This window comes from Paenibacillus pinihumi DSM 23905 = JCM 16419 (assembly GCF_000422505.1).
Classification (GTDB): domain Bacteria; phylum Bacillota; class Bacilli; order Paenibacillales; family Paenibacillaceae; genus Paenibacillus_D; species Paenibacillus_D pinihumi.
Window position 1 is genome coordinate 591,738 of the sequence record NZ_KE383865.1, and the last position, 23,197, is coordinate 614,934.

At 49.8% G+C, this 23,197-nt stretch carries 19 protein-coding genes; 14 read left to right on the forward strand and 5 right to left on the reverse strand.

What is annotated here, in order from left to right; translation table 11 throughout:
- Positions 1-216: 216 nt before the first annotated feature.
- The 11 genes from H583_RS0122985 (at position 217) to H583_RS0123035 (ending at position 12,056) form a co-directional block, all read left to right on the forward strand.
- A complete protein-coding gene (locus H583_RS0122985; RefSeq protein WP_028562528.1) occupies positions 217-1,353 on the forward strand; it encodes an AI-2E family transporter in 1,137 nt (378 codons plus the stop codon).
- 128 nt (positions 1,354-1,481) lie between these two features.
- Positions 1,482-2,192, forward strand: a complete 711-nt coding sequence (locus tag H583_RS0122990) for a hypothetical protein (protein WP_028562529.1) — start codon at positions 1,482-1,484, stop codon at positions 2,190-2,192.
- Positions 2,193-2,512: 320 nt separating this feature from the next.
- On the forward strand, positions 2,513-3,091 hold the full coding sequence (locus H583_RS0122995; RefSeq protein ID WP_028562530.1) for a CD3073 family putative ECF transporter S component: 579 nt from the start codon (positions 2,513-2,515) through the stop codon (positions 3,089-3,091).
- A complete protein-coding gene (locus tag H583_RS33975; protein WP_036710523.1) occupies positions 3,081-3,659 on the forward strand; it encodes a CD3072 family TudS-related putative desulfidase in 579 nt (192 codons plus the stop codon). Before H583_RS0122995 ends, H583_RS33975 begins: the two co-directional genes overlap by 11 nt.
- The gene (locus H583_RS0123005) at positions 3,656-4,498 is read left to right on the forward strand and encodes an ATP-binding cassette domain-containing protein (RefSeq protein ID WP_028562531.1); all 843 of its coding nucleotides are present in this window, start codon (positions 3,656-3,658) and stop codon (positions 4,496-4,498) included. Before H583_RS33975 ends, H583_RS0123005 begins: the two co-directional genes overlap by 4 nt.
- Complete coding sequence (locus H583_RS0123010) at positions 4,483-5,361, forward strand: ATP-binding cassette domain-containing protein (RefSeq protein ID WP_028562532.1); 879 nt, start codon at positions 4,483-4,485, stop codon at positions 5,359-5,361. The genes H583_RS0123005 and H583_RS0123010 overlap by 16 nt, the downstream gene beginning before the upstream one ends.
- Positions 5,362-5,380: 19 nt before the next feature.
- On the forward strand, positions 5,381-6,172 hold the full coding sequence (locus H583_RS0123015) for an energy-coupling factor transporter transmembrane component T family protein (protein WP_028562533.1): 792 nt from the start codon (positions 5,381-5,383) through the stop codon (positions 6,170-6,172).
- A gap of 358 nt (positions 6,173-6,530) precedes the next feature.
- Complete coding sequence (locus H583_RS0123020) at positions 6,531-8,174, forward strand: helix-turn-helix domain-containing protein (protein ID WP_245585974.1); 1,644 nt, start codon at positions 6,531-6,533, stop codon at positions 8,172-8,174.
- Between the two features lie 98 nt (positions 8,175-8,272).
- Positions 8,273-9,256 (forward strand): ABC transporter substrate-binding protein, encoded by a 984-nt coding sequence (locus H583_RS0123025; RefSeq protein WP_028562535.1) that lies wholly within the window; start codon positions 8,273-8,275, stop codon positions 9,254-9,256.
- A gap of 2 nt (positions 9,257-9,258) precedes the next feature.
- Positions 9,259-10,281, forward strand: a complete 1,023-nt coding sequence (locus H583_RS0123030; protein ID WP_028562536.1) for an NAD(P)/FAD-dependent oxidoreductase — start codon at positions 9,259-9,261, stop codon at positions 10,279-10,281.
- A gap of 563 nt (positions 10,282-10,844) precedes the next feature.
- The gene (locus H583_RS0123035) at positions 10,845-12,056 is read left to right on the forward strand and encodes a GTP-binding protein (RefSeq protein ID WP_028562537.1); all 1,212 of its coding nucleotides are present in this window, start codon (positions 10,845-10,847) and stop codon (positions 12,054-12,056) included.
- A 147-nt stretch (positions 12,057-12,203) separates the two neighbouring features.
- Here the strand turns inward: H583_RS0123035 and nrdF are convergent, their stop codons facing one another.
- From nrdF to fumC, 5 genes are all read right to left on the reverse strand, one after another.
- Positions 12,204-13,154, reverse strand: a complete 951-nt coding sequence (gene nrdF / locus H583_RS0123040) for a class 1b ribonucleoside-diphosphate reductase subunit beta (protein WP_028562538.1) — start codon at positions 13,152-13,154, stop codon at positions 12,204-12,206.
- A 288-nt stretch (positions 13,155-13,442) separates the two neighbouring features.
- Complete coding sequence (nrdE, locus tag H583_RS0123045; protein ID WP_028562539.1) at positions 13,443-15,527, reverse strand: class 1b ribonucleoside-diphosphate reductase subunit alpha; 2,085 nt, start codon at positions 15,525-15,527, stop codon at positions 13,443-13,445.
- Positions 15,514-15,873 (reverse strand): class Ib ribonucleoside-diphosphate reductase assembly flavoprotein NrdI, encoded by a 360-nt coding sequence (gene nrdI, locus H583_RS0123050; protein WP_028562540.1) that lies wholly within the window; start codon positions 15,871-15,873, stop codon positions 15,514-15,516. The genes nrdE and nrdI overlap by 14 nt, the downstream gene beginning before the upstream one ends.
- Before the next feature lie 594 nt (positions 15,874-16,467).
- On the reverse strand, positions 16,468-16,809 hold the full coding sequence (locus tag H583_RS0123055; RefSeq protein ID WP_028562541.1) for a hypothetical protein: 342 nt from the start codon (positions 16,807-16,809) through the stop codon (positions 16,468-16,470).
- Positions 16,810-16,818: 9 nt separating this feature from the next.
- Positions 16,819-18,207, reverse strand: coding sequence for a class II fumarate hydratase (gene fumC, locus H583_RS0123060; protein ID WP_028562542.1), 1,389 nt, complete (start codon positions 18,205-18,207; stop codon positions 16,819-16,821).
- Between the two features lie 532 nt (positions 18,208-18,739).
- On the opposite strand from fumC, the gene H583_RS33980 reads away from it, so the two are divergent.
- From H583_RS33980 to H583_RS0123075, 3 genes are all read left to right on the forward strand, one after another.
- On the forward strand, positions 18,740-19,285 hold the full coding sequence (locus H583_RS33980) for a CcdC family protein (RefSeq protein WP_342663552.1): 546 nt from the start codon (positions 18,740-18,742) through the stop codon (positions 19,283-19,285).
- A 184-nt stretch (positions 19,286-19,469) separates the two neighbouring features.
- Positions 19,470-20,237, forward strand: a complete 768-nt coding sequence (hisA, locus tag H583_RS0123070) for a phosphoribosylformimino-5-aminoimidazole carboxamide ribotide isomerase (protein WP_028562543.1) — start codon at positions 19,470-19,472, stop codon at positions 20,235-20,237.
- A gap of 109 nt (positions 20,238-20,346) precedes the next feature.
- Positions 20,347-23,193 (forward strand): 2-oxoglutarate dehydrogenase E1 component, encoded by a 2,847-nt coding sequence (locus H583_RS0123075; RefSeq protein WP_036710528.1) that lies wholly within the window; start codon positions 20,347-20,349, stop codon positions 23,191-23,193.
- Positions 23,194-23,197 lie beyond the last annotated feature (4 nt).

Here is a 23,197-nt window from a genome sequence, read left to right on the forward strand (position 1 = left end):
CATTGTCCGTGACTGACAGCCGCGGATGCTCATCCCTGTATTATAGCGTAAAATGAGCGTCAGGGACTACCGTTGATTCAATTGTTAACTACGTAAAATCAGCCTCAGGTTCACAAAATACGAAACCTTGTTATAAATGTCCCGTATAAGTGTATACATTATAGTAATATAGACAAGTCATTACCCAGGAAATGCAGAAGCGGAGGCTATCAGGAGATGGATGGATTTCGAACAGGCACAGAGCGTTTTCGCCAGTTTATAGTGAACAACCGGTTTGTGTTATTTTTATTGGTGTTGTTGTTAATCGGATTGAATATTTTTATTTTTACCAAAATTTCCTTCGTATTTGCCCCCTTTGTAGTGCTGCTGCAGACCGTGATGCTCCCGATTGTGCTTACCGGTGTCGTGTATTATCTGACGAATCCGCTGGTTGATTTTTTGGAGAGAAAAAAAGTTAAACGTACATATTCCATTGTTTTCCTCTATGTGCTTATTATTTTGATTGTGACCTTCCTGCTGAAGACAGTGATTCCGCTGATTGGTAATCAGGTGATGAGTCTGGTTAACAATTTTCCGGTCTATGGCCAGCAGTTGCAGCACATCTTTGACAATCTGGTCGACAGTTCGGTGATGAACCAGCTCCAGCAGTGGATGAAGATTAATCCAAACGACATTGTTCAGCGTGCTGCGGAGCAGACGTCAGCTATTATCCATAATGCCTGGGCGACTATCGGCGCATTTTTGGGCAAGCTGACCGAGATTGTGCTGGCGATTGTAACCGTTCCGTTCGTTTTATTTTATTTGCTGAGAGACGGCAAGAAGCTGCCGCGCTACATTTTACGTTTTTTGCCGAACTCCTTGCGCGGCTCCAGCCTTCAAATTATGACGGAAATGAACCATCAGATCAGCTCCTATATCCGCGGCCAGATTATTGTTAGCTTCTGTATCGGCTGTCTGCTGTACTTGGGCTATCTCATTATTGGTCTGGAGTACTCGCTGGTGCTGGCAATTATTGCGGCTTGTACGGCAGTTGTCCCTTATCTCGGGCCGGCTATCGCGATTACACCAGCCTTGATTGTCGCTATTGTTACTTCGCCGGTCATGCTGATCAAGATGATCGCCGTATGGACAGTCGTACAATTAATCGAAGGTAAATTTATTTCGCCGCAAATTATGGGGAAAAGCCTTCGGATCCACCCGATCACCATCATTTTTGTCATTTTGACAGCGGGCAAGCTGTTCGGTATTTTCGGCATTATTTTAGCCGTACCGGGCTACGCGGTATTGAAGGTTATGGCGATGCATCTTTTCAAATGGTTTGAACTGCGCTCAGGGTTGTATACACCGAAGTGAGAGTGAAGGCAAGCCTGCCCTTGAACCGGCTCCCGGGCCGGTTCAAGGGCAGGATTTAGAGTTTATCATGCAGCAAGAGATTGTTACTTCTTCGCCTTCTCCTTACTCAAGTTAAGGAGGGCTCGGAATTGAACAAGAAAGTTCTGGTTATTATTGGAATTGTTATGATGGTTTTGTTTCTGGGCCTGCTGGTGCTGAATATTTCCCTGCCGGAGAAAAAGGAAGCTGCGGTGATCGAGATTCCTGAATTAACGGAAATTGATCCGTATTTAAGAATTCGGAATGGGTTTGATAAGCTGAAAGCCGGTCTGGATGAAATGGAGCGTCAATCGCCGAAATCTGCGCCTCTAGTGCAGGGCAATGGAATTTCCATTGACAAAAAAGCGTTTCTGTTCTACAAATTCAATGTTCATTTAACGGACAGCTTGCGGGAAGAGCCGATTGGCGCCCCTGATGATCGTGAGCTTCTGGATCGCATGGTGAAAAAGCTCCTGTTTGTCCAGCAAGGCATTGAACGGGGAGTAACGGTTTCGGATGACGAAATCGATGAATTTATCGCGGGCCAAAGAGATATGTTTGCCAACTATAATCCGGACAATGAAGAAGAACGGCTTCTCAAGGCAGTATTCGAGAACAGAATCCGCATTACCGGACTTTCGGATACGGAGTTTTGGCAAAGTGATGAGGCAAGGCAGAGCTATTTTGAGGCAATTGTATACAGTAAATATTCGGATACGCTTATTTCTGAGGGGACAATAGAAGACCGGAAAGAAATTGATGGCTACATCGATGAGCTGTTTAAGAAGTCGAAGCGTAAGCTTGTGTATAATTACAGTTGAATGTCCATTAATTAGGGGCGTCGGCTTCAAGGATTTATTCTTGAAGGCGATGCTTTTTGCTTTCCTTTTTATTGAGAAATATACATGCCCATTTTCAAAATAATGCCATTGACATTTGACAAAAACCGCGTTAAATTATATTCAATTAATCCAATTAATTAACTTGGTTTTATGATTCGTCTGTAGCTGCCGCCTGGCAAAGTAAGATACACATTTGGGGCAGTTCGTTATGTACAAAGGGGGAGTAGGGTTCATTTTTTTATAGTCAGCTTGTTTTAGTCCTTATAAAAAAATTATGAATCCCCTTAGGAGGTACAAACATGAATCAGAGAACCTTGGTTCTTACACTCGGTGCGCTGGCGATTGCCATTAATGTAATCGCGGGTACTGTAGTCAGCAATTTGAAAATTCCTTTTCTTTTCCTCGATACGGTAGGCACGATATTTATTGCAACGGTGTTCGGACCGTTCTGGGGCGCGCTTGTGGGATTGTTAACCAATCTCGTCCTCGGCGTTACCTCCGGCTACACAGCTATTCCATTCGCACTTGTTAATGTGATTGTAGGTCTTGTTGTCGGCTATATGGTTCGTAAAAATGGTTTTCGTTTTTCTTCGGCCTTAATTTCGGGTATTCTGCTAGGTATACTATGCCCTGCGGTTGGTTCCGTTATTGCCATCGGATTGTTCGGCGGTTTGACCGGCAATGTGCAGGACGTAGCGGTGCTGTGGCTGAAGCAGGCAGGCATGAGCTTGTTCGCAGCAGCTTTCCTGCCCCGTCTTGGCGAGAATTTGATCGATAAAATATTATCTGCTCTGCTTGTCTATTATGTTGTAAAAAATCTGCCGCAATCCTTGATTAAACGCCCTTCGGCGAAGAAAAGAGATTCCCGTGCAGCGTAGTAAAACGATTATTGTCGCCTCGCACTGTGTCATTAACCAGAATGCAGTCGTAGGCGGAGAAGCTCGCAGTCCAGGCGTCATGAAAGCGGCAATCGACTGGACCTATGAGCAGGGGTACGGAATGTTCCAATTGCCTTGCCCTGAATTTACATTTCTCGGCCCTGAGCGGCCTCCGATGACGGTAGAGGAGTATGATACACCGGAGTTCCGTGCCCATAACCGTAAAATTTTGCAGCCGGTCGTTGAGCAGTTGAAGACGTACCAGGATCATGGCTATACGATTGCAGGCGGACTCGGCATCTCGGGCAGTCCGTCCTGTGACCCGGGAAAAGGCGTATATATGCGGGACTTTCTGGAGCTTGCAGCCGAATGGGGCGTTGAGATTGATTTCTTCTGGCAAATTCCAAATACGGAGGACGGCATCTTTGACCCGAATTCTCCGGGCAGCGTATTTGGTCCGATAGGACCAAAAGCAGGTATGAAGCAGGCCGGGAATGATGCTCTCGCGGATACTGATACCAATGCTGATGCCGATGCTTCAGGCAGCAAGGAGGAGCATCCGTCATGATCGATATCCGAAACACAACCTTCTATTATAATGCGTCACAAGATGATGAAGAGGATGCCGGCCACAAGCCGGCATTATCTCATGTATCGCTGAATATTTCCCCCGGAGAGTTCGTCGCCTTCCTCGGCCGCAACGGCTCGGGCAAGTCCTCGCTATCCAGACTGCTCAATGGCATCGAGCTGCCGACAGAGGGAACTGTCAGTGTCGAAGGGCATGTGACATCAGACAAAGCCGCGCTGCCGACTGTGAGACGGGCTGTACAGATCGTCTTCCAGAACCCGGAGAACCAGCAGGTTGGAATTACAGTCGGCGAGGATATCGCCTTTGGCTTGTCCAACATCGGCTGGCCACAGCGTGATATTGCGAATCGGGTAGCTTGGGCAATTAATCTTGTCGGCCTGGATGCGGATGAAGACCGTCCAGTGACGAACCTCTCCGGGGGCGAGAAGCAGAAGCTGGCCCTCGCTGCTGTGCTCGCTCTTGCTCCGCGCTATCTCATTCTCGATGAAGCAACCTCCATGCTTGATCCTGTTGCCAGACGGCAGTTTGTAGCGACTCTGCATGAGGTGCGGAAGCAGTATTCATTTACATTGATTTATATTACGCATCATTTGGAAGAGGTAACGGATGCCGACCGCTGGATACTGTTTCAATCCGGCAGAGTTGTCACTTCAGGCACGCCAGCTGATCTTATGGAAGATGTCCGGCTTTTGCAGGATTGCGGGCTGGAGCTGCCTTACTACCAGACGCTTGCAGGGCTGCTGCGGGAGAGTGGCATCGCGGTTCCCGCTGCAATAAATGAACACGAATTGAGGGAGCTGTTATGCAAATCAAGCTAGATCGCGTATCCTTCACCTATGGCAAACGAAGCCGGAACAAACCGCCTGCCGGACCCTATGTGCTGAAGCAGCTCGACTTGACAATCGAAAGCGGCGAGATGTTGGCCATAGCCGGCAAGTCCGGCTCAGGAAAGTCGACTTTTCTTCAGCTTCTGAAGGGGTTTCTTGCTCCGTCTGAAGGAACGGTCCTGCTGGATGGCGTCAACCCTCATCAGGCCCGCAGGCCTGAGCTGTTTGACAAGGTCGGGTTTATTTTTCAGTATCCGGAGCATCAATTGTTCTCAACCACAGTGTTTGACGATATCGCCTTCGGACTGCAGAGTGCCGGACTTGCGGATGAAGAGAAGGAAGCCCGGGTACGGCAGGCGATGGCGGCGGTGCAGCTGGATTATGAAGCATTTAAGGACTGCAGCCCTTTCGAGCTGAGTGGCGGCGAGAAGCGCCGCGTAGCCATTGCAGGTGTAGTTGTACTGGAACCGGAAGTATTAATTCTGGATGAGCCTACGGCAGGGCTGGACCTGCAATCGCGGACGGCACTATTTGACCTGCTTCATGCGATGAACAGGGAGCAGGGAATAACCGTCATGTGGGTGAGCCACCAACTGGAGGAAATATTGGAGCATGCGACCCGTCTGATTGCGCTGAAGGAAGGCACATTCCTGGCAGACGGACATCCGCACAGCCTGCTGTCTGATCCGGTCTTGCTGGAAGCATTCGGCTGGGAAGAGCCGCCAGCGCTGGTCGTCTCCCGTCTTCTTCAGGAGCTGGGAATGATTGAGACTGGCGGGCAAAAGGCTCTGGCACCGGGCGAGGCCTCGGAGGCCATTATCCGGCTGCTAAATAGGCAGCGCATAACAGTTTAATGTAAATGAGGGAATGGTTATGGCCGGAACAAGCTTTTTATTATATCAAAAACGCGACTCCTGGCTGGAGCGCTGGGATCCGCGGATGAAAATCGTAGCTGTCCTGTTGTTCGGGGCTGCGCTTCTGCTGACGCATAGTTTGGGACTCAAGACTGCCCAACTGCTGCTTTTAATCGTATTATGGGGGATGGCCAAGTTGTCCTGGCGGGTGCTGGCGTTCACTTTGCTGTCATTGTCCATCTTCTTTGCCTCTACAATGATCTACCAGTCTGTGCTCACTGCCGTTCCTGGGGAAGACATGATTACTTGGGGCTGGATCAGCTTTTCTTCACAGGGTGCGGTCAGAGGCATCATGATGTGTGAACAGATTGCGGGCATTGTGCTGCTGCTGGCACTGCTGGTGCGGACGACCTCGCCGATTGTGCTGGCGGAAGGGCTGGAGATGCTGCTGAAGCCGCTCAAAAAATGGCGGCTGCCTGTTCATGAAGCGGTCATGATGTTCTCGATTGCACTGCGCTTTCTCCCAATTCTGATTGAGGAATTTGATAAAATCCGCAAAGCTCAGCTTGCCCGGGGAGGCGGCTTCCACCGCAAGGGCGTATCAACGAGATTCCGCGGTGTATTGCCGATGCTGATGCCACTGTTCGTGATGTCGATTATCCGGGCCAAGGACCTAGCCGTAGCAATGGAATCACGCTGCTACCAGGGCGATGAGGGACGGACGCCAATCCGGATGTACCGGCTGCGTGCTAATGATTATGCGGTGTTCAGCTTCTCTATCGTGAACTTGGCAGCAATATTCGTATGGTAGTCTGTAGGAAATTGCCCCTTTTAAGCGGATTTGACTTCGAGATAGCCAGATAGCTTAATATTGTTACAGTTCAATAAACAGAAGCCTGTTGTCATACATGCGTGACAGCAGGCTTCTGTTTATTTGTTTGAAGCAGTGTACTTCTTCTTACATGATAGCATGCAGCTTTACGATGAATGAAGACTGGGCACCGCTTGGATTTGCGATTTACATTGATCTTGCAGATTCATCGTTGCCAGTTGATCTGAAGCGGGTCGTTGGTCTATCATAAAGACACCTTATCTGTGTTGCAGTGGCAGCTTGTCACTCGCATCCCGGGCAGAGTTTTGTTTTTTTAGATTTAAGGGGGAGTGGCAAGTTGAAGGGGATCGAACAACAACCGGATGGCCGCCGATGGATTGCCGGGTGGGAATCAGCCATGCCGTTAACTGATAGATGGATGACAGCAGGCGAAGTCCTTTGCTTGCCAAGCCACGCAATTATTCTAATTACAGACGGGCAGGCAATTTGGAATATTAATGGGCATACCGTGCAGGTTGCATTTGGTGAGTTAATTGCAATTGAAGAGAACTCCGTGATCAAGGTATTGGAGGGCGGCAGCCTGGATCTGGCAGGCTGGAAAATCCAATTTCATACGTATTCCTTTTTCAAAGAGACAAGGGAATTAACCCAATTTGAATGGCAAGTGCCCGCAGGGGATACCTTTCAAAAGATGCGGGTAACAGGCGGTTTTCTAACGGGGATTAGTGACCGATTGAGTTCAGAGGGTTCCAATAATAACAACGAAATGCTGGTTGGCAATCAGCATCTTCTGTACGGCTTTTTAAAGCAGTTATATGAAAAACCGCCGGGTGAACCGCAGACGACAGAAAAGGGCATTATGCTCTCCATAGCGTATATGGAAGAACATTATGATGAGGTCATCACGCGCGAGCAACTGGCTCAAATTGCAGGCATAAGCCAATGGCACTATTCCCGCAAATTTAATGAGCAATATGGCAAAAGCCCCACTGACTATTTGGCAAGCTACAGAATTTATCGCGCACAAGAACAATTATTGTTAACGTCAGCAAGGTATCAGGAAATTGCCAAAAAAGCCGGCTTTGAGGATGCCCATTATTTTAGCCGCCGGTTCAAACATTTTACAGGCGTGTCCCCGAGAAATTATGCTCCAACCTTGCACCAACGGAAAATAGTTGCTATTTCTCTGCTCAGTGCTGAAGTTTTAATACAATTGGGCATTGTGCCGCATGCTGTCATGGTGACCCCATTACTGCTGCCTCAGCATCTGCGGCAGCTGTTTGAGGAGCATCAGGTGAAGCTGCTGAAAGTGCCGCAATATACATTCAATATCGAACTTATTCAGCAGGCACAGCCGGAGCTTATTATCGGACATTTTGTTACAGAGGATATGAAAAAGAAGCTGCGCCCGATTGCGCCCATAATAACAGGCCTCACAGTTGATTTGAATCTTCTTCTTAGGCACTTGGCTGAATTATTTGATCGGGGAGAAGAAGCGGCAAAACATCAGCTGCAGATGCAAAAACAAGTGAGCACGGCAAAGAAGCAGTTGCAACCGCTCATTCAATCCCAAGCTTCTGTCATGGTGCTGCGGGTTGAGCCTTTTGGATACCGCTATTTGGGCGGGGCATCAAGCGGCGTATCTCAATTGCTGTATCAACAGCTTGGGCTACTACTGCCAGAGCCGTTGAAGTCAGGGGAGGCATGGTTCAACCCCTGTTCAATCGAGCTCCTAAGCATCGCTGACCCGGAATATTTATTTGTGGAGAAACGTGTCATGGAGAATTTCAGCTCAGAAGAAAATATGGAGAAATTAAAGGATAGCAGCCAATGGAAGAAATTAAAAGCGGTCAATAACAACCGGGTTTATGAAATAGATACGAGACTTTGGGTAGACGGCTGCGGAGTTGCCGGGCAGAAATTGATTATCGATCAAATTGTAAGCTGTCTCATGGGCAGCGGGCAGGACCGCGCACAATAATCCACTTTAATAGGCACGATCTGCTATGGAATGAAATCTTCTTATTTGATAATCTTTGATAGTGATAATTATTATCAACGAGGGAGAGAGCGTACAACATGTCTAAACGATTGATTATGCTGATTGGGGCCGTTCTGTTGCTGGTGGCCTTGGCGGCATGTTCCAATTCATTAGAAGAACCAGCCAACAACGAAAAGTCTTCTGCGGAAGTGCAAGAAAACAAGGAAACAAAAGTCGTACAGGATGTTTTCGGAGAAGTAACGATTCCGGCAAAGCCGAAAAGAATATTGGCGGCGAGTTCGAGCTATGCAGAGTATTTGATTGAGTTGGGGGTTACACCGCAATTTTCTTTAGTCATTCCGGAGATTGAACCCGATTACCGCGCACCTTACCTGGAAGAGCACGATGTTGAGATGCACAAAATGAAACAATATCAATACAACTATGAACAAATACTAAGCTTGTCTCCAGATCTCATTATTATTGCAGGAAAAGGCCTGGAAACGAAAATATATGAAGAGATGTCCAAAATTGCGCCTACAGTTGCTCTGAATGCCAGTAGCGGCATGCATGGTGCGATGAGAGAAATGGCCTTGATGTTTGATAAGCAGGCAGAGGCGGAGAAAATTTTAGCTGAGTTTGATCAGAAGGCGGAGCAGGCAAAGGAAAAAATTCATCAAGCGATCGGTGACAAAACCGTCCTCGTTCTGCGGGTGGAACCTACACGGTACCGCTACCTGGGACCAAAAGCGGATGACGATGTAAGCAGGTTCTTCTATGAGACACTCGGGCTTAAAAGTCCGGAAGTCATCAAGGATGCGACTGACTGGTTTACACAATTTTCGTTAGAAATTTTACCGGATATCAATGCTGATTATATTTTCGTGGAACAGCGCAGTCTCGAAGACAATGACAGTTCCGAATCCCTGGAGCTGCTGGAGCATAATTCATTGTGGAAAAACATGGAGGCTGTTAAAAATAATCATGTATTCCCATTGCGTACAAATGATTATATTCAGGCTAAAGGCCCAATTGGTACAGGCATGCTCATTGACTATATTGTAGAAAAGTTGGTGCCGTAGATATGCATACAGCGGATATTTATGATATTACGATCGTTGGCGGCGGCCCGGCGGGCATGTATGCAGCATTCTATAGCGGCATGAGAGCGATGCGGACCAAACTGATTGATGCCAAGCAGGAATTGGGTGGATTCATGCGTACCTACCCGGAGAAGCTGGTGTGGGATGTGGGCGGGGTAGACCCGATTCGTTGCGAGCATTTGATCGATGCCCTCGAGCGGCAAGCTAAGACATTTGACCCCACCATTGTACTCGGCCAGGAAATTGCCCATATGGAACAGGGCGAAGATAAAGTGTTTGTATTAATATCCAAAACGGGCGAACGCCATTATACCCGTACCATATTATTATGTGCCGGCCGGGGCATGACGCAGGTTCAGAAGCTGGATATTGAAGGTGCCAATCGTTATGAAGTGACGAATCTTCACTATACGGTGACTGATTTGTCGAGATTCAACAACAAGCGGGTTCTGATCTCTGGCGGTGGGGACTCCGCTGTGGACTGGGCAAATGAAATTGTCGGCCGGGCAAAAGAAGTCATTGTTGTGCATCGGCGTGATCAATTTACCGCACATGAACTGCCTGTTGCCGAAATGAAAGCATCGGCTGAAGTGATGACTCCATATTACATCTCCCGCTTGTACGGTGCAGGGGACCGGCTTGAGAGCGTCGAGCTCGCACACTCGGAGACGGGTTTGATTCAGCGGATTGAAGTGGATGAAGTAATTGTGAGCCACGGATTTGACCGTGATTTTGGCGGCCTGGTAAATTGGCAATTGGACCGGGAAGACTACGGGGTGTCTGTGGATCCGCGAATGCGTACAAGCATGCCGGGGATATTCGGAGCCGGCGACTTTATTACGTATGGCAGTAAAGTCCGTCTCATTGCAGGCGCCTTTAATGATGCGGTGCTGGCTGTTAACAGTGCGAAGCTCTACTTGGAACCGGCAGCTTCCGATATGGCTGGTGTCTCTTCTCATAATGCCCGTTTCTTTGATAAAAACAAAGCGATTTTACAGGGTTAATGGAAGAGAAGCTTAATGGAGCAAATAGCACTTGCGCCAAGCTCTAAGCAATAAGCCGGAATGAGTGAGTTGGAAAAGATGTGCGGGTGCCGGATTGCCGCCGTTAAACGCTTAACCCTGAATGTTGGGGTTAAGCGTTTTTTTTACGCAAATTAAAGACGGCTTTGCCATTCCGGTATGAGATCCGATACGAACCCATTACAGATGATAGGGGTTGATTAGTTCTGCTCATCTACTGGCAATTGACAGATCGTTCAACAATGGCTACAATCATTAAAGAGTAATTATTACGATTTATTAAAGTTATTTTGTAATTTTGACTCCATTTAAGAATCAGCGGTTGACCACTGTAAGTAGCTTGAGCGGAGAGAAAGAGGGAGGCTGGAGAAGCGTAGCGTTCGCCTTTGTTCGCGGATTTCGACCACGTATAGGAGGGATACAGGGAATCCGGGAACAACAGCGATCGGAGTTTCTCGCAGCGTTGCTTCAGCGTTCCGTGTCAACCACTGATTCTATTTTATACGTAATTTTTACTATAAAAATTAATTTTCAAGGAGGCATATATGAAAACATCTTTAATTCCGGTAACAGTACTAAGCGGATATCTGGGGGCAGGCAAAACGACGGTACTCAATCATGTGCTGCATAACCGGCAGGGACTTAAGGTTGCAGTCATCGTCAATGATTTGAGCGAAGTCAATATCGATGCGGAGATGGTCAAAACCGGGGGCGGCTTGTCACGGACAGAGGAGAAGCTTGTTGAAATGTCCAATGGCTGTATTTGCTGCACACTGCGCGAGGACTTGCTCAGAGAGGTGGAGCAGCTTGCCAGGGACGGGCGCTTTGATTATATCCTGATCGAATCCACGGGCGTTGGAGAACCTGTTCCAGTCGCGCAAACCTTCACGTATCTGGATGAAGAGCATCATATCGATTTATCCAAGCTGTGCCGCCTTGATTGCATGGTGACTGTTGTCGATGCCAATCGCTTCTGGCACGATTATGCCTCGGGTGAGACGCTGCTGGACCGCCAGCAGGCCACAGGGGAAGAGGATACGCGGGATGTGGTGGACTTGCTCGTCGATCAGATTGAGTTTTGCGATGTGCTGCTATTGAACAAATGCGATCTGGTCAGCGAGGAGGAATTGCTCCGGCTGGAGAAGGTGCTGCGCAAGCTGCAGCCGCGGGCCAGATTGCTTCGTATTCAGCATGGCCAGGTTGATCCGGCTCAAATTTTGAACACCGGATTGTTTGATTTTGAGGAGGCCAGCAGGGCGGCCGCATGGACAGAAGAGCTGAACAAGCCTGTGCATACCCCGGAGACTGAGGAGTATGGCGTCAGTTCCTTCGTATACGAACGGATGAAGCCGTTCCATCCGCAGCGGCTGATGGATTGGATGGAGGAATGGCCGGAGGAAGTCGTCCGGGCGAAAGGAATGGTATGGCTTGCCTCCCGCAACAGTATCGCCCAGAGCTTGAGCCAGGCCGGTCCGTCGATCCGTTTTGGTCCCGCAGGCTACTGGATGGCTGCTTTGCCGGAGGAGGAACAGCAGGCTGTGCTGGCTGAGGAGCCGGGGCTGCTGGAGAGCTGGGATGACCAGTATGGAGACCGGTTGAACAAAATTGTATTTATCGGCGTGGGGATGAATCAAAGCGAAATCAGGGATTCACTTGACCGCTGTCTGCTCGCAGAGGATGAGCTGCACATGGATTGGCAGGAGATGGACGATCCGTTCCCTAATGTGGCGGAAGGGCAGGAGGAGCTGGTACAATAATTAGCCGCGCGAAACAGGCTGCATCCTTTAAGACTTGCTTACAGGTATAAGAAGGGAGGGGGATACCGCTTTCTGCGGATTACGTAAAAAAGCTGGATCAGCCGCTTAACCTGCGGACAATCCAGCTTTTTCATTTTTATTATAAAATTAAAATACAAAGTCCTCATCGCGCAGCGGCTCAACATTGGTTGTGCGCACGTAGCCATTGCCCTTTTTGGAGAAGAAGTCATGCTGCTTCGTCTGGGTGCTGAGTCCGTTGATAACAATCGGGTTAACTTCCTCTTCAGGGAAGATCGGCTCGAGACCCAGATTCATCAGTGCTTTGTTGGCGTTGTAACGGACGAACTTTTGCACCTCTTCGGTCATGCCGATTCCAGTATAGAGCTGCTCGGTATAGCGCTCCTCGTTCTCATGCAGTGTATTCAACAGCTCCATCAGCTCGTTTACCGCAGCCTTGCGCTCTTCTTCAGGCAGCTCCTGGAGCTTCTCCTGCGCGAGTACGCCGACGTATACGCCGTGAATGCTCTCGTCCCGCAAGATCAGGTCGATAATCTCGCCGCTGCTTGTCATTTTGCCAAGGCCCGCCAGGTAGAGCGGGTAGAAGAAACCGCTGTAGAACAGGTAGCTTTCCAGCAGCACGGAGGCGCCCATAGCCATGTACAAATCTTTGGTTGTTTCAATATTTTTATAGTAACGGGAGATGATATCGGCTTTCTTCTGCAGGTACGGATTAAGCTCCACCCAGCGGAATACTTCATCAATCTCTTCCGTAGTAGCCAATGTTGTGAAAATACTGCTGTAGGATTTGGCATGGATTTGCTCCATCATCCCCATGAATGCCAGCACCGCTTTGCGCTGCAAGCCCTCGACATGCTCCATAATTTTCGGCATTCCGATGCCGCCCTGAACGGTATCCAGCAGAGTCAGACCGCCGAGCACCTTCATATATAAGTCGCGTTCCGTATCGTTCAATTCAATCCAGGACATCTTGTCATCCGAGAGCGGAATCTCCTCATCTGTCCAGAATTGCATAATATTTTGGTTCCAGAACATGCTTGTATAATCGTCGTCCGGACGATTCCAGTTAACGGCTTTCATTAAATTCCTTCCCTTCCTGTGCGCATCGCGGCCACGGCTTTCATTGCAAGCAAACGTGGGTTGATTCTGCTGATACATTTATAAAGAAAATAAGATTCATGCGTCTTATTGTAGCATTCAGATAACATAGCGAAGGAATTTAACCTGTTCAGTTAAATTCCTTCAACAAAGTGGTTCATTGCCTCATTATATGCGAAGTGAAACGAAAGCAGCCGCCATCAGAAGACGGCGGCTGCCGTTTACACTAGTGCTTTCATACATGGTCTCCGCAAGAAATGCATGCTCTGTTTACACTGCGCAGCTAATGCATTCCTCGACGCTCAGACGGTTGGTACGTGTATAGTACAGGGATTTCAATCCCAGCTTGGCTGCATACAGGTAGTAACGGGCCAATTCACGGGTTGTTACGTTGCTGTTCACGTGAAGCACTGTCGAGATACCCTGGTCAATATGGGTCTGGATTTCGGCAATCAGCTCCAGCACCTTGAACTGGTCGGTCTGATAAGCCGACTTATAGAAGAAGAAGTTCTCCTTCGACAGGTATGGCATCGGATAGTAGGTCGTTGAGTTCGCATAGGTGCGTGTCTCAATTTGCTCTACGATTGGCATTACGCTGGAAGTTGCATTTTGAATGTAAGAAATGCTTTGTGTTGGCGCGATCGCCAGACGGTAAGCATGATACAAGCCGTGTTTGCGCACATCTTCCTTAAGCTTCTTCCAATCTGCAGAAGTCGGGATGGCAATCCCTTCGAACAGTTCCTTCACCTTGTCTGTGGCAGGTGTGTAGTCGATGTTCTCATAACGCTCAAAGTAGGTACCCTTCGCATATTCGGAACGCTCAAAGTCATGGAAGACAATGCCGCGCTCGCGGGCGATTTCCATACTCTTCTCCAGGGAGTGGAAGTTCATCATCATGAAGAATGTACGTGCAAAATCCTTCGCTTCATTGCTGTCATAAGCAATCAGGTTTTTCGCCAGATAACCGTGCAGGTTCATGGCGCCAAGTCCGACCGAGTGGAGCTGCTCATTCGCTTTGACAATACCCGGAGCATTAGCCACGCGAGTCATGTCGCTCACTGCAGTCAGCGCCGTCATTCCTTCATGGACAGATTCTTTGATTTTCTTCGTATCCATGACGTTGGCAATGTTCAAGGATGCGAGGTTGCAGCTGATATCACGGCGGATAACATCCTCTTGACCGTAATCATTGATTTCGGATGTCTCCTGCAATTGGTAAATTTCCGTACACAGGTTGGACATCTTGATTGTACCGATATCCTTGAGCGCATGGAAACGGTTGGCGTTGCTGCGGTTCATAATATATGGGTAGCCGGATTCAAGCTGAATCGTGGCGATCTTCGTCAGCATATCACGAGCGCTCATGATGACTTTCTTCTTGACCTTGTCATTGGCGAGCAGTTCGTCATACATTTCATCCATATCCATATCATCCATATGGCTGCCGTAGGCGTCATACACGGAGAATGGGGCAAATACGTGCAGCGGCTGATTCTGTTCAGCCAGCTGGTAGAATTTATCCGGTACAATCAGACCGATCGAAAGCGTCTTGATACGGCTTTTTTCATCGGCATTAATTTTCTTGCTGTCCAGGAATTCGAGAATATCCCAGCCGAATACGTTGTAGTAAGCGGCACCGGAGCCTTTGCGCTGTCCCATTTGATCTGCGTAGGAGAATGCATCCTCCATCAGTTTCAGAACAGGGATAATACCTTTGGCTGCTCCTTCAACGCCTTTGATCGGTTCACCGCGTCCGCGCAGCTTGGACAGGTTGACGGCAACACCGCCCCCAATCTTCGAGAGCTGCATGCAGGTGGACAGGTTGTAGTTGATCGAATTCAGCGCATCGTCCATTTCCAGCAGGAAGCAGGAGACCATCTCGCCGCGGCGGCTCTTGCCGGCATTGAGGAAGGTTGGGGTGGCAGGCTGTACGCGCTGCTCCATCATCGCTGTAGTCAGTTCACGGGCTGTTGCTGCGCTGCCGCCTGCCAGATGCAGGGCTACCATCGCGACCCGGTCCGGATAATGCTCCAGCAACTGTGAGCGGTCATTGGTACGCATCGCATAGTCCGTGTAGAACTTCGAAGCCGCCATGTAGGACTGGAATTCAAAGCCGAAGCTGTGGGCCAGGCGGATAACCTCTTCCACCTCTTCATGCGTATATTGCTCATACACGTTCTCATAAAACTGATTCTCGATCAGGTAGTTCATCCGCTCGGTAATACTGTCGAACATCACAGTCTTGGTCTGGATATCCTCCATAAATGCTTTTACCGCTTCTTTATCTTTATCGAGTTGGAAAAATCCGTCCTCGTCTCTACGCATTAGCTGGTTGTTCAATTCAACATGCAGCAAGTGCGCTCACCTCTTTCTCGAATCTCTTTACATCCTCTATCGAGCCTGACAGCTCAAACTTGGTCAACACCGGCACGCCATAGCGCTCCGAGATGGAATCCGCGCTTTTGCCGAAGCTTGCACCCCAGTTGCGGTTGCCGCTCGCGGACACACCCACCAGATACCGGAAGTTATGGCGCAGAAAATGATTGACCTTCTCCGGAATTTGTCCGAATCCGGTCGTATATGTAATTAATACAAAAGGTTCCTCTATATGCATGCTTTCACTCAGCTGCACAGCGCGCATTCCAAGCTTCTCTACAAATCTTCTAACATTCCCGGTCTTTGAATCGTATACAACCAGCATTGATTTCACTCCTCTATGATTAAAATATAAGAGGCACGGGCCGCGAGCCCATACGCTGCTTACATTTATCCGTCAGGCCCTTTTCACATCATGGAGTGAAACAAGCCTGTGCACGATCAGTCACTAGATATTGAAGACAATAATCAATTTATATCAATATATAGTGATTGTCAAGAGAACAATGCAAAGTTTGCCCGTTTGTCCTTACTTTCGGTACAAGTGTTGATTTTGTGTCATTTTTGACATTCGGCGGGCAAAGGACACGGGTCTAAAGAGAGAGTTTTGGGTCCGCGAAGAGGAAGCTTATTTTGCTAGGCTGATATAGGGTGCTGTTACATTATAGAGGTCCAAAGAGGCTGCTGCAAGAGTCATTATTCTGCTTGTCCGGTATTGACAAAACGAAAAAAGAGGCTCCTTCGTGCAGTGGCGCTGCCTGAAGGAGCCTCTTGCAGTCATGTCAAAAAAATAATTGCCTGCACCCCAAGATCTTGTATCAGCGGTTAGCAACTAGGGGAGAGGCCTAACCCCAACATATAGATTCCAATCATACCAGCATGCGAACGAACGCACAAGGGGGAAGATTACAGGATAACGTTACCAGCGCTCCTCGGAAAAAGCCAGATCAGCAAACTGTCTGGAGCCGATCGTCCCTGTCGCCTCCAGGGAGATGCCGTCAAGCAGTCCTGTGCAATGGTAATCAATCCGGCAGCCGTCCCTGCCCGCCTGTCTGGCCTGATCATCGGCCAGGCTGCGGATCGCCTCAAGCAGCCGCTCATATTCGTCCCTGCCGGACAGATAGGTCAGGCAAATGCTCGCTTGCAGCGTGACGCGGCTGTCGCCTTCATGAAGCACAGCGGTTGTAGCTGCCCAATCATCCGTGCCGCTCTCATGTCGAAAGCCATATAAATTTGTTGATAAAAGTTGTGCATACCACATCCTAAAGACTCACTCCTTTGGATGGATCATCTGTTCAGGACGGACGATCCTGTCGAATTGTTCTTCGGTCAGCAGCCCGCTTTGAAGTGCCGCTTCCTTAAGTGTCAACCCTTCCGTGTGAGCCTTCTTGGCAACGGCAGCGGCATTCTCATACCCAATATGGGGGTTAAGCGCTGTAACAAGCATCAGCGATCTGCTCAAATGGTCGCTGATAACCGCCAGATTCGGCTCAATGCCAACCGCACAGTTATCATTAAAGGAACGCATGGCATCAGCCAGCAGAATTGCGGACTGCAGGAAATTATAGATAATAACGGGCTTGAATACATTCAGTTCAAAGTTCCCCTGGCTGGCAGCAAAGCCGATTGCCGCATCATTGCCCATGACCTGGCAGGCTACCATTGTCAGCGCCTCGGATTGTGTCGGATTCACCTTGCCCGGCATAATCGAGCTTCCCGGCTCATTGGCGGGAATGGTCAGCTCGCCGATTCCGGAGCGGGGGCCGCTTGCCAGCCAGCGGACATCGTTGGCAATCTTCATAAGATCGGCAGCGAGCGCCTTGAGCGCACCATGGACGAATACGAGCTCGTCGTGGCTCGTCAGCGCATGGAACTTGTTGCTGGCAGAGACAAAGGTTTTGCCGGTCAGACTGCTGATATGCCCGGCGGCCAGCCCGCCGAACCGGGGATGCGCATTGATTCCTGTTCCTACTGCTGTGCCGCCAATAGCAAGCTCCTGGAGAGACTCCGAGCTGCTTCTGATCATCTGGCCGCTCTTCTCCAGCATGCGGAACCAGCCGCTAAATTCCTGCCCCAGCGTCAGCGGTGTGGCGTCCTGAAGATGGGTGCGACCAATTTTGATAATATCGGCAAATTGTCTGCTTTTGTCTGACAGTGTCTCTTTGAGCGTTTCCAAAGCCGGCAGCACTTGATCCTCAATGGCTGTCAATGCGGCAATATGCATAGCAGTAGGGAACGTGTCATTCGAGCTTTGGGAGAGGTTGACATCGTCATTGGGATGTACACGGACATCGCTGCCGGCGCCCGCAAGCCGCTGGTTAGACAGATATGCAATCACTTCGTTGACATTCATATTGGACTGTGTGCCGCTTCCAGTCTGCCAAACCACGAGAGGGAAGTGTTCATCCGCCTTGCCGGATATAATATCATCCGCCGAAGCGATGATGGCCCCGGCCCGTTCATCGTCAAGCTTGCCGAGCTCCCGGTTGGCAAGTGCGGCGCTTTTCTTGAGCACGGCAAATACCCGGATCAGCGCAAGCGGCATCCGTTCGCTGCCGATCCGAAAGTTTTCCAGACTGCGTTGGGTTTGAGCGCCCCAGTATTTGTCTGAAGGGACTTTGATTTCACCAATTGTATCCTTCTCAATCCGGTAATCCATCAATGAATCACTCCTTAATTAATAATGATTATCAATATCATAATTTTATCATGAAACCAGCCCCTTTAAAAGGGCAATCCAAGTGGACATGAGGGGTAAAAAGGAGTACCATGTAGGTAGGACATAAATATAAGAAGTGATTGGTTATTATAACCCTCATTTCATTATATTTTCAGGCCTGTCATAACGGCGATTTCGGCATATTGAAGTGCCGGGCACAGACTCCCGACCAGTGGCACAATTGCGGCTGTTAAAGGGTTGGACGTGCCCAAGGCTGCTGCCAAGGGTGTCCTTATGCATGCCGGCAATGGGCTGCCGCCCGCAGCAGAAAATGGCTGGCGGCCGGACGCTGTCCTGAACATTAAACAATTGTGCAGTATGGAAAACTTTTGTAGGTTGCAAAACAGAACCATAGAAGGCTCATGATCCGGGTCCGGGCAGCATTAGTCAGGCTGAGAGATTCGATTATGCACAGGTCCGTTTTGCAAGGAAAGCGTTTTACGCAACACTATAAGTCGGAGGTTCTGTCATTGTGCTGCAGTCTACTCAACTGCTTCAGGCCGGTTCAGTTATTATGTCCCTGATTGCCGGATGCGCATTAATTATTCTGCGAATCAGGGCCGGGCGGAAGCCTACCACACTGAGGAAAATCATCATGCCGCCCATCGGGATGGCAACAGGCTTTATAATGTTCGCCCTGCCAATGATGCACATTCCGTGGTTATGGGGACTTTCAGCATGGGGGACAGGGATTCTGATCTTTGCTTTCCCGCTGGTGGTGACAACACGGCTGGAACGAAGACAGGCCGATATCTATGTAATCCGGTCCAAAGCTTTCATTTTCATTATGGCCGCCTTGCTGCTTATCAGGCTTGGTCTCCATGGCGTTGTGGAGAAGTATATGACGGTTCCGCAGACAGGGTCGTTATTCTTCCTCCTGGCGTTCGGGATGATTGTCCCGTGGAGGCTGGCAATGATCAGTGAATATATCCGGCTGCGCGACAGCGGACAGCGGGAAGAGGCACAAATGGAAGAGACGGCGGATCAGGGGCAGAAACCGGTACGGAGGCTGACTTGATCAGTTTTCACCCGAGTCGGTAGACTCTTTATTCTATGTCGAATTTAGATTGAAAAAATCTCAATTCAATATTTGTTTCCGGTTTCAATTACATAGTATAATTCTATAATGTGAGATAGTTGTAAATTCTGCGTAAATGTTTCGCAGAGAAATGTAAAATATCGGCCATGAGGGGTAGAACCAATTGAAATTCAGACCGTGCATTGATTTGCACCAAGGGAAGGTCAAACAAATCGTCGGAGAGACGCTGAACTCAGATCACCATCAGGTGGTAGAGAACTTTGTCTCCGACCTCAGCCCTGCTCATTACGCGGCCATGTTCAAGGCCGACGGCCTGACCGGCGGGCATGTCATCATGCTTGGCGGCGGGAATGAGGAGGCTGCCGCTTCGGCACTGCGGGAATATCCCGGCGGACTGCAGATCGGCGGGGGGATTACGGCGGAAAGCGCTGCTTCGTATTTGGAATATGGCGCCTCCCATGTTATTGTAACCTCCTATATTTTCCGGGACGGCAGACTGGACGAGAACAACCTGCAGCGCATTGCTTCTGAAACAGGAAAATCGCGGCTGGTCATCGACTTAAGCTGCAAGGAGCGGGACGGACGGTGGTACGTCGTCACGAATCAATGGAAGACATTCAGCGACTTTGAACTCCATCCGTCAAACATTCAGTATCTGGAGCAGTATTGCGACGAGTTTTTGATCCATGCGGTTGATGTGGAAGGAAAGCGCACAGGAGTACAGGAGAAGCTTGCCAGCTCGCTGGCCGAATGGACGAGTATCCCGACAACGTATGCCGGGGGCGCCCGTTCGCTCGACGACCTGGAAAGGTTCGCTCAATTGACAGACAGCAAGCTGGATATCACCATTGGAAGCGCCCTCGATATTTTCGGCGGGGACCTCTCCTATGCCAGGGTGGTTGAATATTGTGGCCGCCAGGGCATGAACTAGCCAACGCAAGGTATTCATGGAATCATCGATCAAACCACAGACTATAGCGAATGCGCTGATTTGCTTCACTGCATTTCTATAGCAAAAAGCAAGCTGGAGGGTTATGGCAATGACAACCATAAGTAGTACACAGTCGCCCTGGCAGACCTATTCAGGCCCAAACCTGGGATATATTAATGAACAATACGAACTGTTTCTCCGTGATCCCGACTCTGTAGAGCCGGCTTATAGAACGTTATTCGAGCAGTGGGGCGAGCCGCCGCTGCAAGCTGAAGAACAACCGACAACGCCTCTCCCGCCGGGACAACGTGAAGGGGTTATTTCGTTTGAGCAAATGGAAAAGCTGGTTGCTGCAAGCAAGTATGTGTCCAATATCCGGACCTACGGCCATCTGGCAGCGAAGCTTGATCCGCTGGATCTCCTTCCAAAGACGGAAGATGTCCGCATGCTCAAGCCGGAAAATTACAAATTGACCAGACTGGATCTCATGGGATTGCCGGGAGAGCTGATCTGGGAAAATGCAAAAGGAACCAAAGACAGCGGTCTTGATGCCGTGGATAAGCTTCTGCAAATTTATACCGGAACAACAGCTTATGAATTTGACCATATTCATGTGCAAGCGGAACGGGAATGGCTGACGAAGCATGTAGAGCTGCCCGAGAAGCAGACTCCGCTCAGCCTTGACGAGCAGAAAGCACTGCTTGACAGACTAGTTCAAACCGAACAATTCGAACATTTTCTCCATCGGACGTTCCTCGGCCAAAAACGGTTTTCCGTTGAAGGTCTGGAGGTTCTTATTCCTATGCTCGATGAGCTGGTGCGGAACCACTCCGAGTCCGGTGCGACTGATATATTGATGGGTATGGCCCACCGCGGCCGCTTGAATGTGCTCACTCATGTGCTGGGCAAACCATACAGCAAAATTTTTGCGGAGTTCCAGCATGGTTCAAATAAAGACTTTATGCCGCCGGAGGACCCGAACGGCAAGACTGGCGACGTGAAATACCATTTGGGCGCCCAGCGCACAATCCAAAATAGCAGCGGCCAGACAACCCGGATCACACTTGCGAACAATCCGAGCCATCTGGAGTATGTCAATCCGGTTGTCGAGGGCTTTGCAAGAGCGGCCCAGGAAGACCGCACGCAGCCCGGTTATCCGAAGCGCAACGAGGATCGCGCCGCTGTCGTGCTCATGCACGGCGACTCCGCATTCCCTGGTGAAGGCATCGTAGCTGAGACGCTGAATTTTGACCGGCTTCCGGGCTTCCGCAACGGCGGAACGATCCATATTATTGTCAATAACCGCATCGGCTTCACAACGGAGAGCATTGATTCCCGCTCCACCCGTTATGCGAGCGATGTAGCCAAAGGCTTTGATATTCCGATCGTGCACGTGAACGGGGATGATCCGGAAGCATGTATTGCAGCCATTCGCCTGGCCTGCGAATATCGCAAGGAATTCAAGAAGGACTTTGTCATCGATCTGGTGGGCTACCGCAGATACGGCCACAATGAGATGGATGATCCGCAGCCGACCCAACCGCTTGTATACGACAAGATGCGCACTCATTCTTCTGTGCCGAACGTGTACTCGGAATCGCTGGTCAAACGCGGCATTATTACGAGCGATGAACTGCCGAAGATGAAGGAAGCCATCATCAGCAAGATGGATGAAGCCTATGAGCAGGCAAAAAATCAGGAAGCTGTGAAAACTACCCAGGCTTCGCCGGTGGCGGAAAGACAGGGCTGGATCGAGCCGCATACGGGTGTCAGCATGGACCTGCTCAAGGATATGAACGAGCGTCTGCTTGAGCGTCCGGCATCCTTTACGCCGTATTCCAAGCTGGCCAACATTTTGCAGCGCCGCTCCGGTGCTCTTGATGAAGGCAAAAAAGTCGACTGGGCACTTGCCGAGACGCTGGCGTTCGCAACCATACTGTCAGACGGTACGCCAATCCGGATTACCGGCCAGGATGCAGAGCGTGCGACTTTCGCGCACCGGAACCTGGTGCTTCACGACAGCAAGACAGGCGCATTGTACTGCCCGCTGCATCATTTGCCGCAGGCTCGCGCTTCCTTCGCAATCTATAACAGCCCGCTCTCCGAAGCAGGGGTGCTCGGCTATGAATATGGCTATAACGTATTTGCACCAGAGACACTGAATATTTGGGAGGCGCAGTACGGGGACTTCACCAACGTTGCGCAGGTACTGATCGACCAGTTCATTTCCTCCGCGAGAGAGAAATGGTCGCAAAAATCTTCTATTGTCATGCTGCTGCCGCACAGCTACGAAGGACAGGGGCCGGAGCATTCCAGTGCCCGTCCGGAACGTTTCCTGCAATCCGCTGCACAGGACAACTGGACGATTGCCAATCTTACCAGCGCCGCGCAATACTTCCATCTGCTGCGCAGACAGGCGGCCATTGCCGGTACGGATCAGGCCAGACCGCTGATCGTGATGGCGCCTAAGAGTCTCATCCGCCATCCGCGCGTTGCTTCGCCGGGTACCGATCTGAGCGAGGGCAAGTTCAATACCGTGCTTGAGCAGCCGGATCTTGGTACGAAGCCGGAGCAGGTAGAGCGGATTGTATTCTGCACAGGCAAGCTGGCGATTGATCTGGATGACGCCATCCAGAACGTAGGAGATCAGGACTACTCCTGGCTGCACATTATTCGTGTAGAGCAGCTGTATCCGTTCCCTGAGCAGGAAATCAAGAGCATTCTCTCCCGCTTCACCAAGGTGAAGGAGATTATCTGGACTCAAGAGGAGCCGGAAAACATGGGAGCCTGGCGCTATATCAGACCTCATTTGCAAAAGGTGGCGCCTAAGAAAGTTGAAGTGGATTACATTGGACGTCCGGAGCGCTCCAGCCCGGCCAGTGGCTATAACACCGTTCATGCCCATGAGCAGCAGCAAATTATCGCAGCGGCTCTGCAACTGAAGCAGGATCACTAATAGG

Coding starts and splice junctions, on each gene's coding strand:
- H583_RS0123015 (WP_028562533.1), top strand. CDS start 5,381: ATGGCCGGAACAAGCTTTTTATTATATCAAAAACGCGACTCCTGGCTG.
- H583_RS0123030 (WP_028562536.1), top strand. CDS start 9,259: ATGCATACAGCGGATATTTATGATATTACGATCGTTGGCGGCGGCCCG.
- H583_RS0122985 (WP_028562528.1), top strand. CDS start 217: ATGGATGGATTTCGAACAGGCACAGAGCGTTTTCGCCAGTTTATAGTG.
- nrdF (WP_028562538.1), bottom strand. CDS start 13,154: ATGAAAGCCGTTAACTGGAATCGTCCGGACGACGATTATACAAGCATG.
- H583_RS0123035 (WP_028562537.1), top strand. CDS start 10,845: ATGAAAACATCTTTAATTCCGGTAACAGTACTAAGCGGATATCTGGGG.
- H583_RS0123075 (WP_036710528.1), top strand. CDS start 20,347: ATGACAACCATAAGTAGTACACAGTCGCCCTGGCAGACCTATTCAGGC.
- fumC (WP_028562542.1), bottom strand. CDS start 18,207: ATGGATTACCGGATTGAGAAGGATACAATTGGTGAAATCAAAGTCCCT.
- H583_RS0123055 (WP_028562541.1), bottom strand. CDS start 16,809: ATGTGGTATGCACAACTTTTATCAACAAATTTATATGGCTTTCGACAT.
- H583_RS0123010 (WP_028562532.1), top strand. CDS start 4,483: ATGCAAATCAAGCTAGATCGCGTATCCTTCACCTATGGCAAACGAAGC.
- H583_RS0122995 (WP_028562530.1), top strand. CDS start 2,513: ATGAATCAGAGAACCTTGGTTCTTACACTCGGTGCGCTGGCGATTGCC.
- H583_RS0123005 (WP_028562531.1), top strand. CDS start 3,656: ATGATCGATATCCGAAACACAACCTTCTATTATAATGCGTCACAAGAT.
- H583_RS0123025 (WP_028562535.1), top strand. CDS start 8,273: ATGTCTAAACGATTGATTATGCTGATTGGGGCCGTTCTGTTGCTGGTG.
- nrdI (WP_028562540.1), bottom strand. CDS start 15,873: ATGCTGGTTGTATACGATTCAAAGACCGGGAATGTTAGAAGATTTGTA.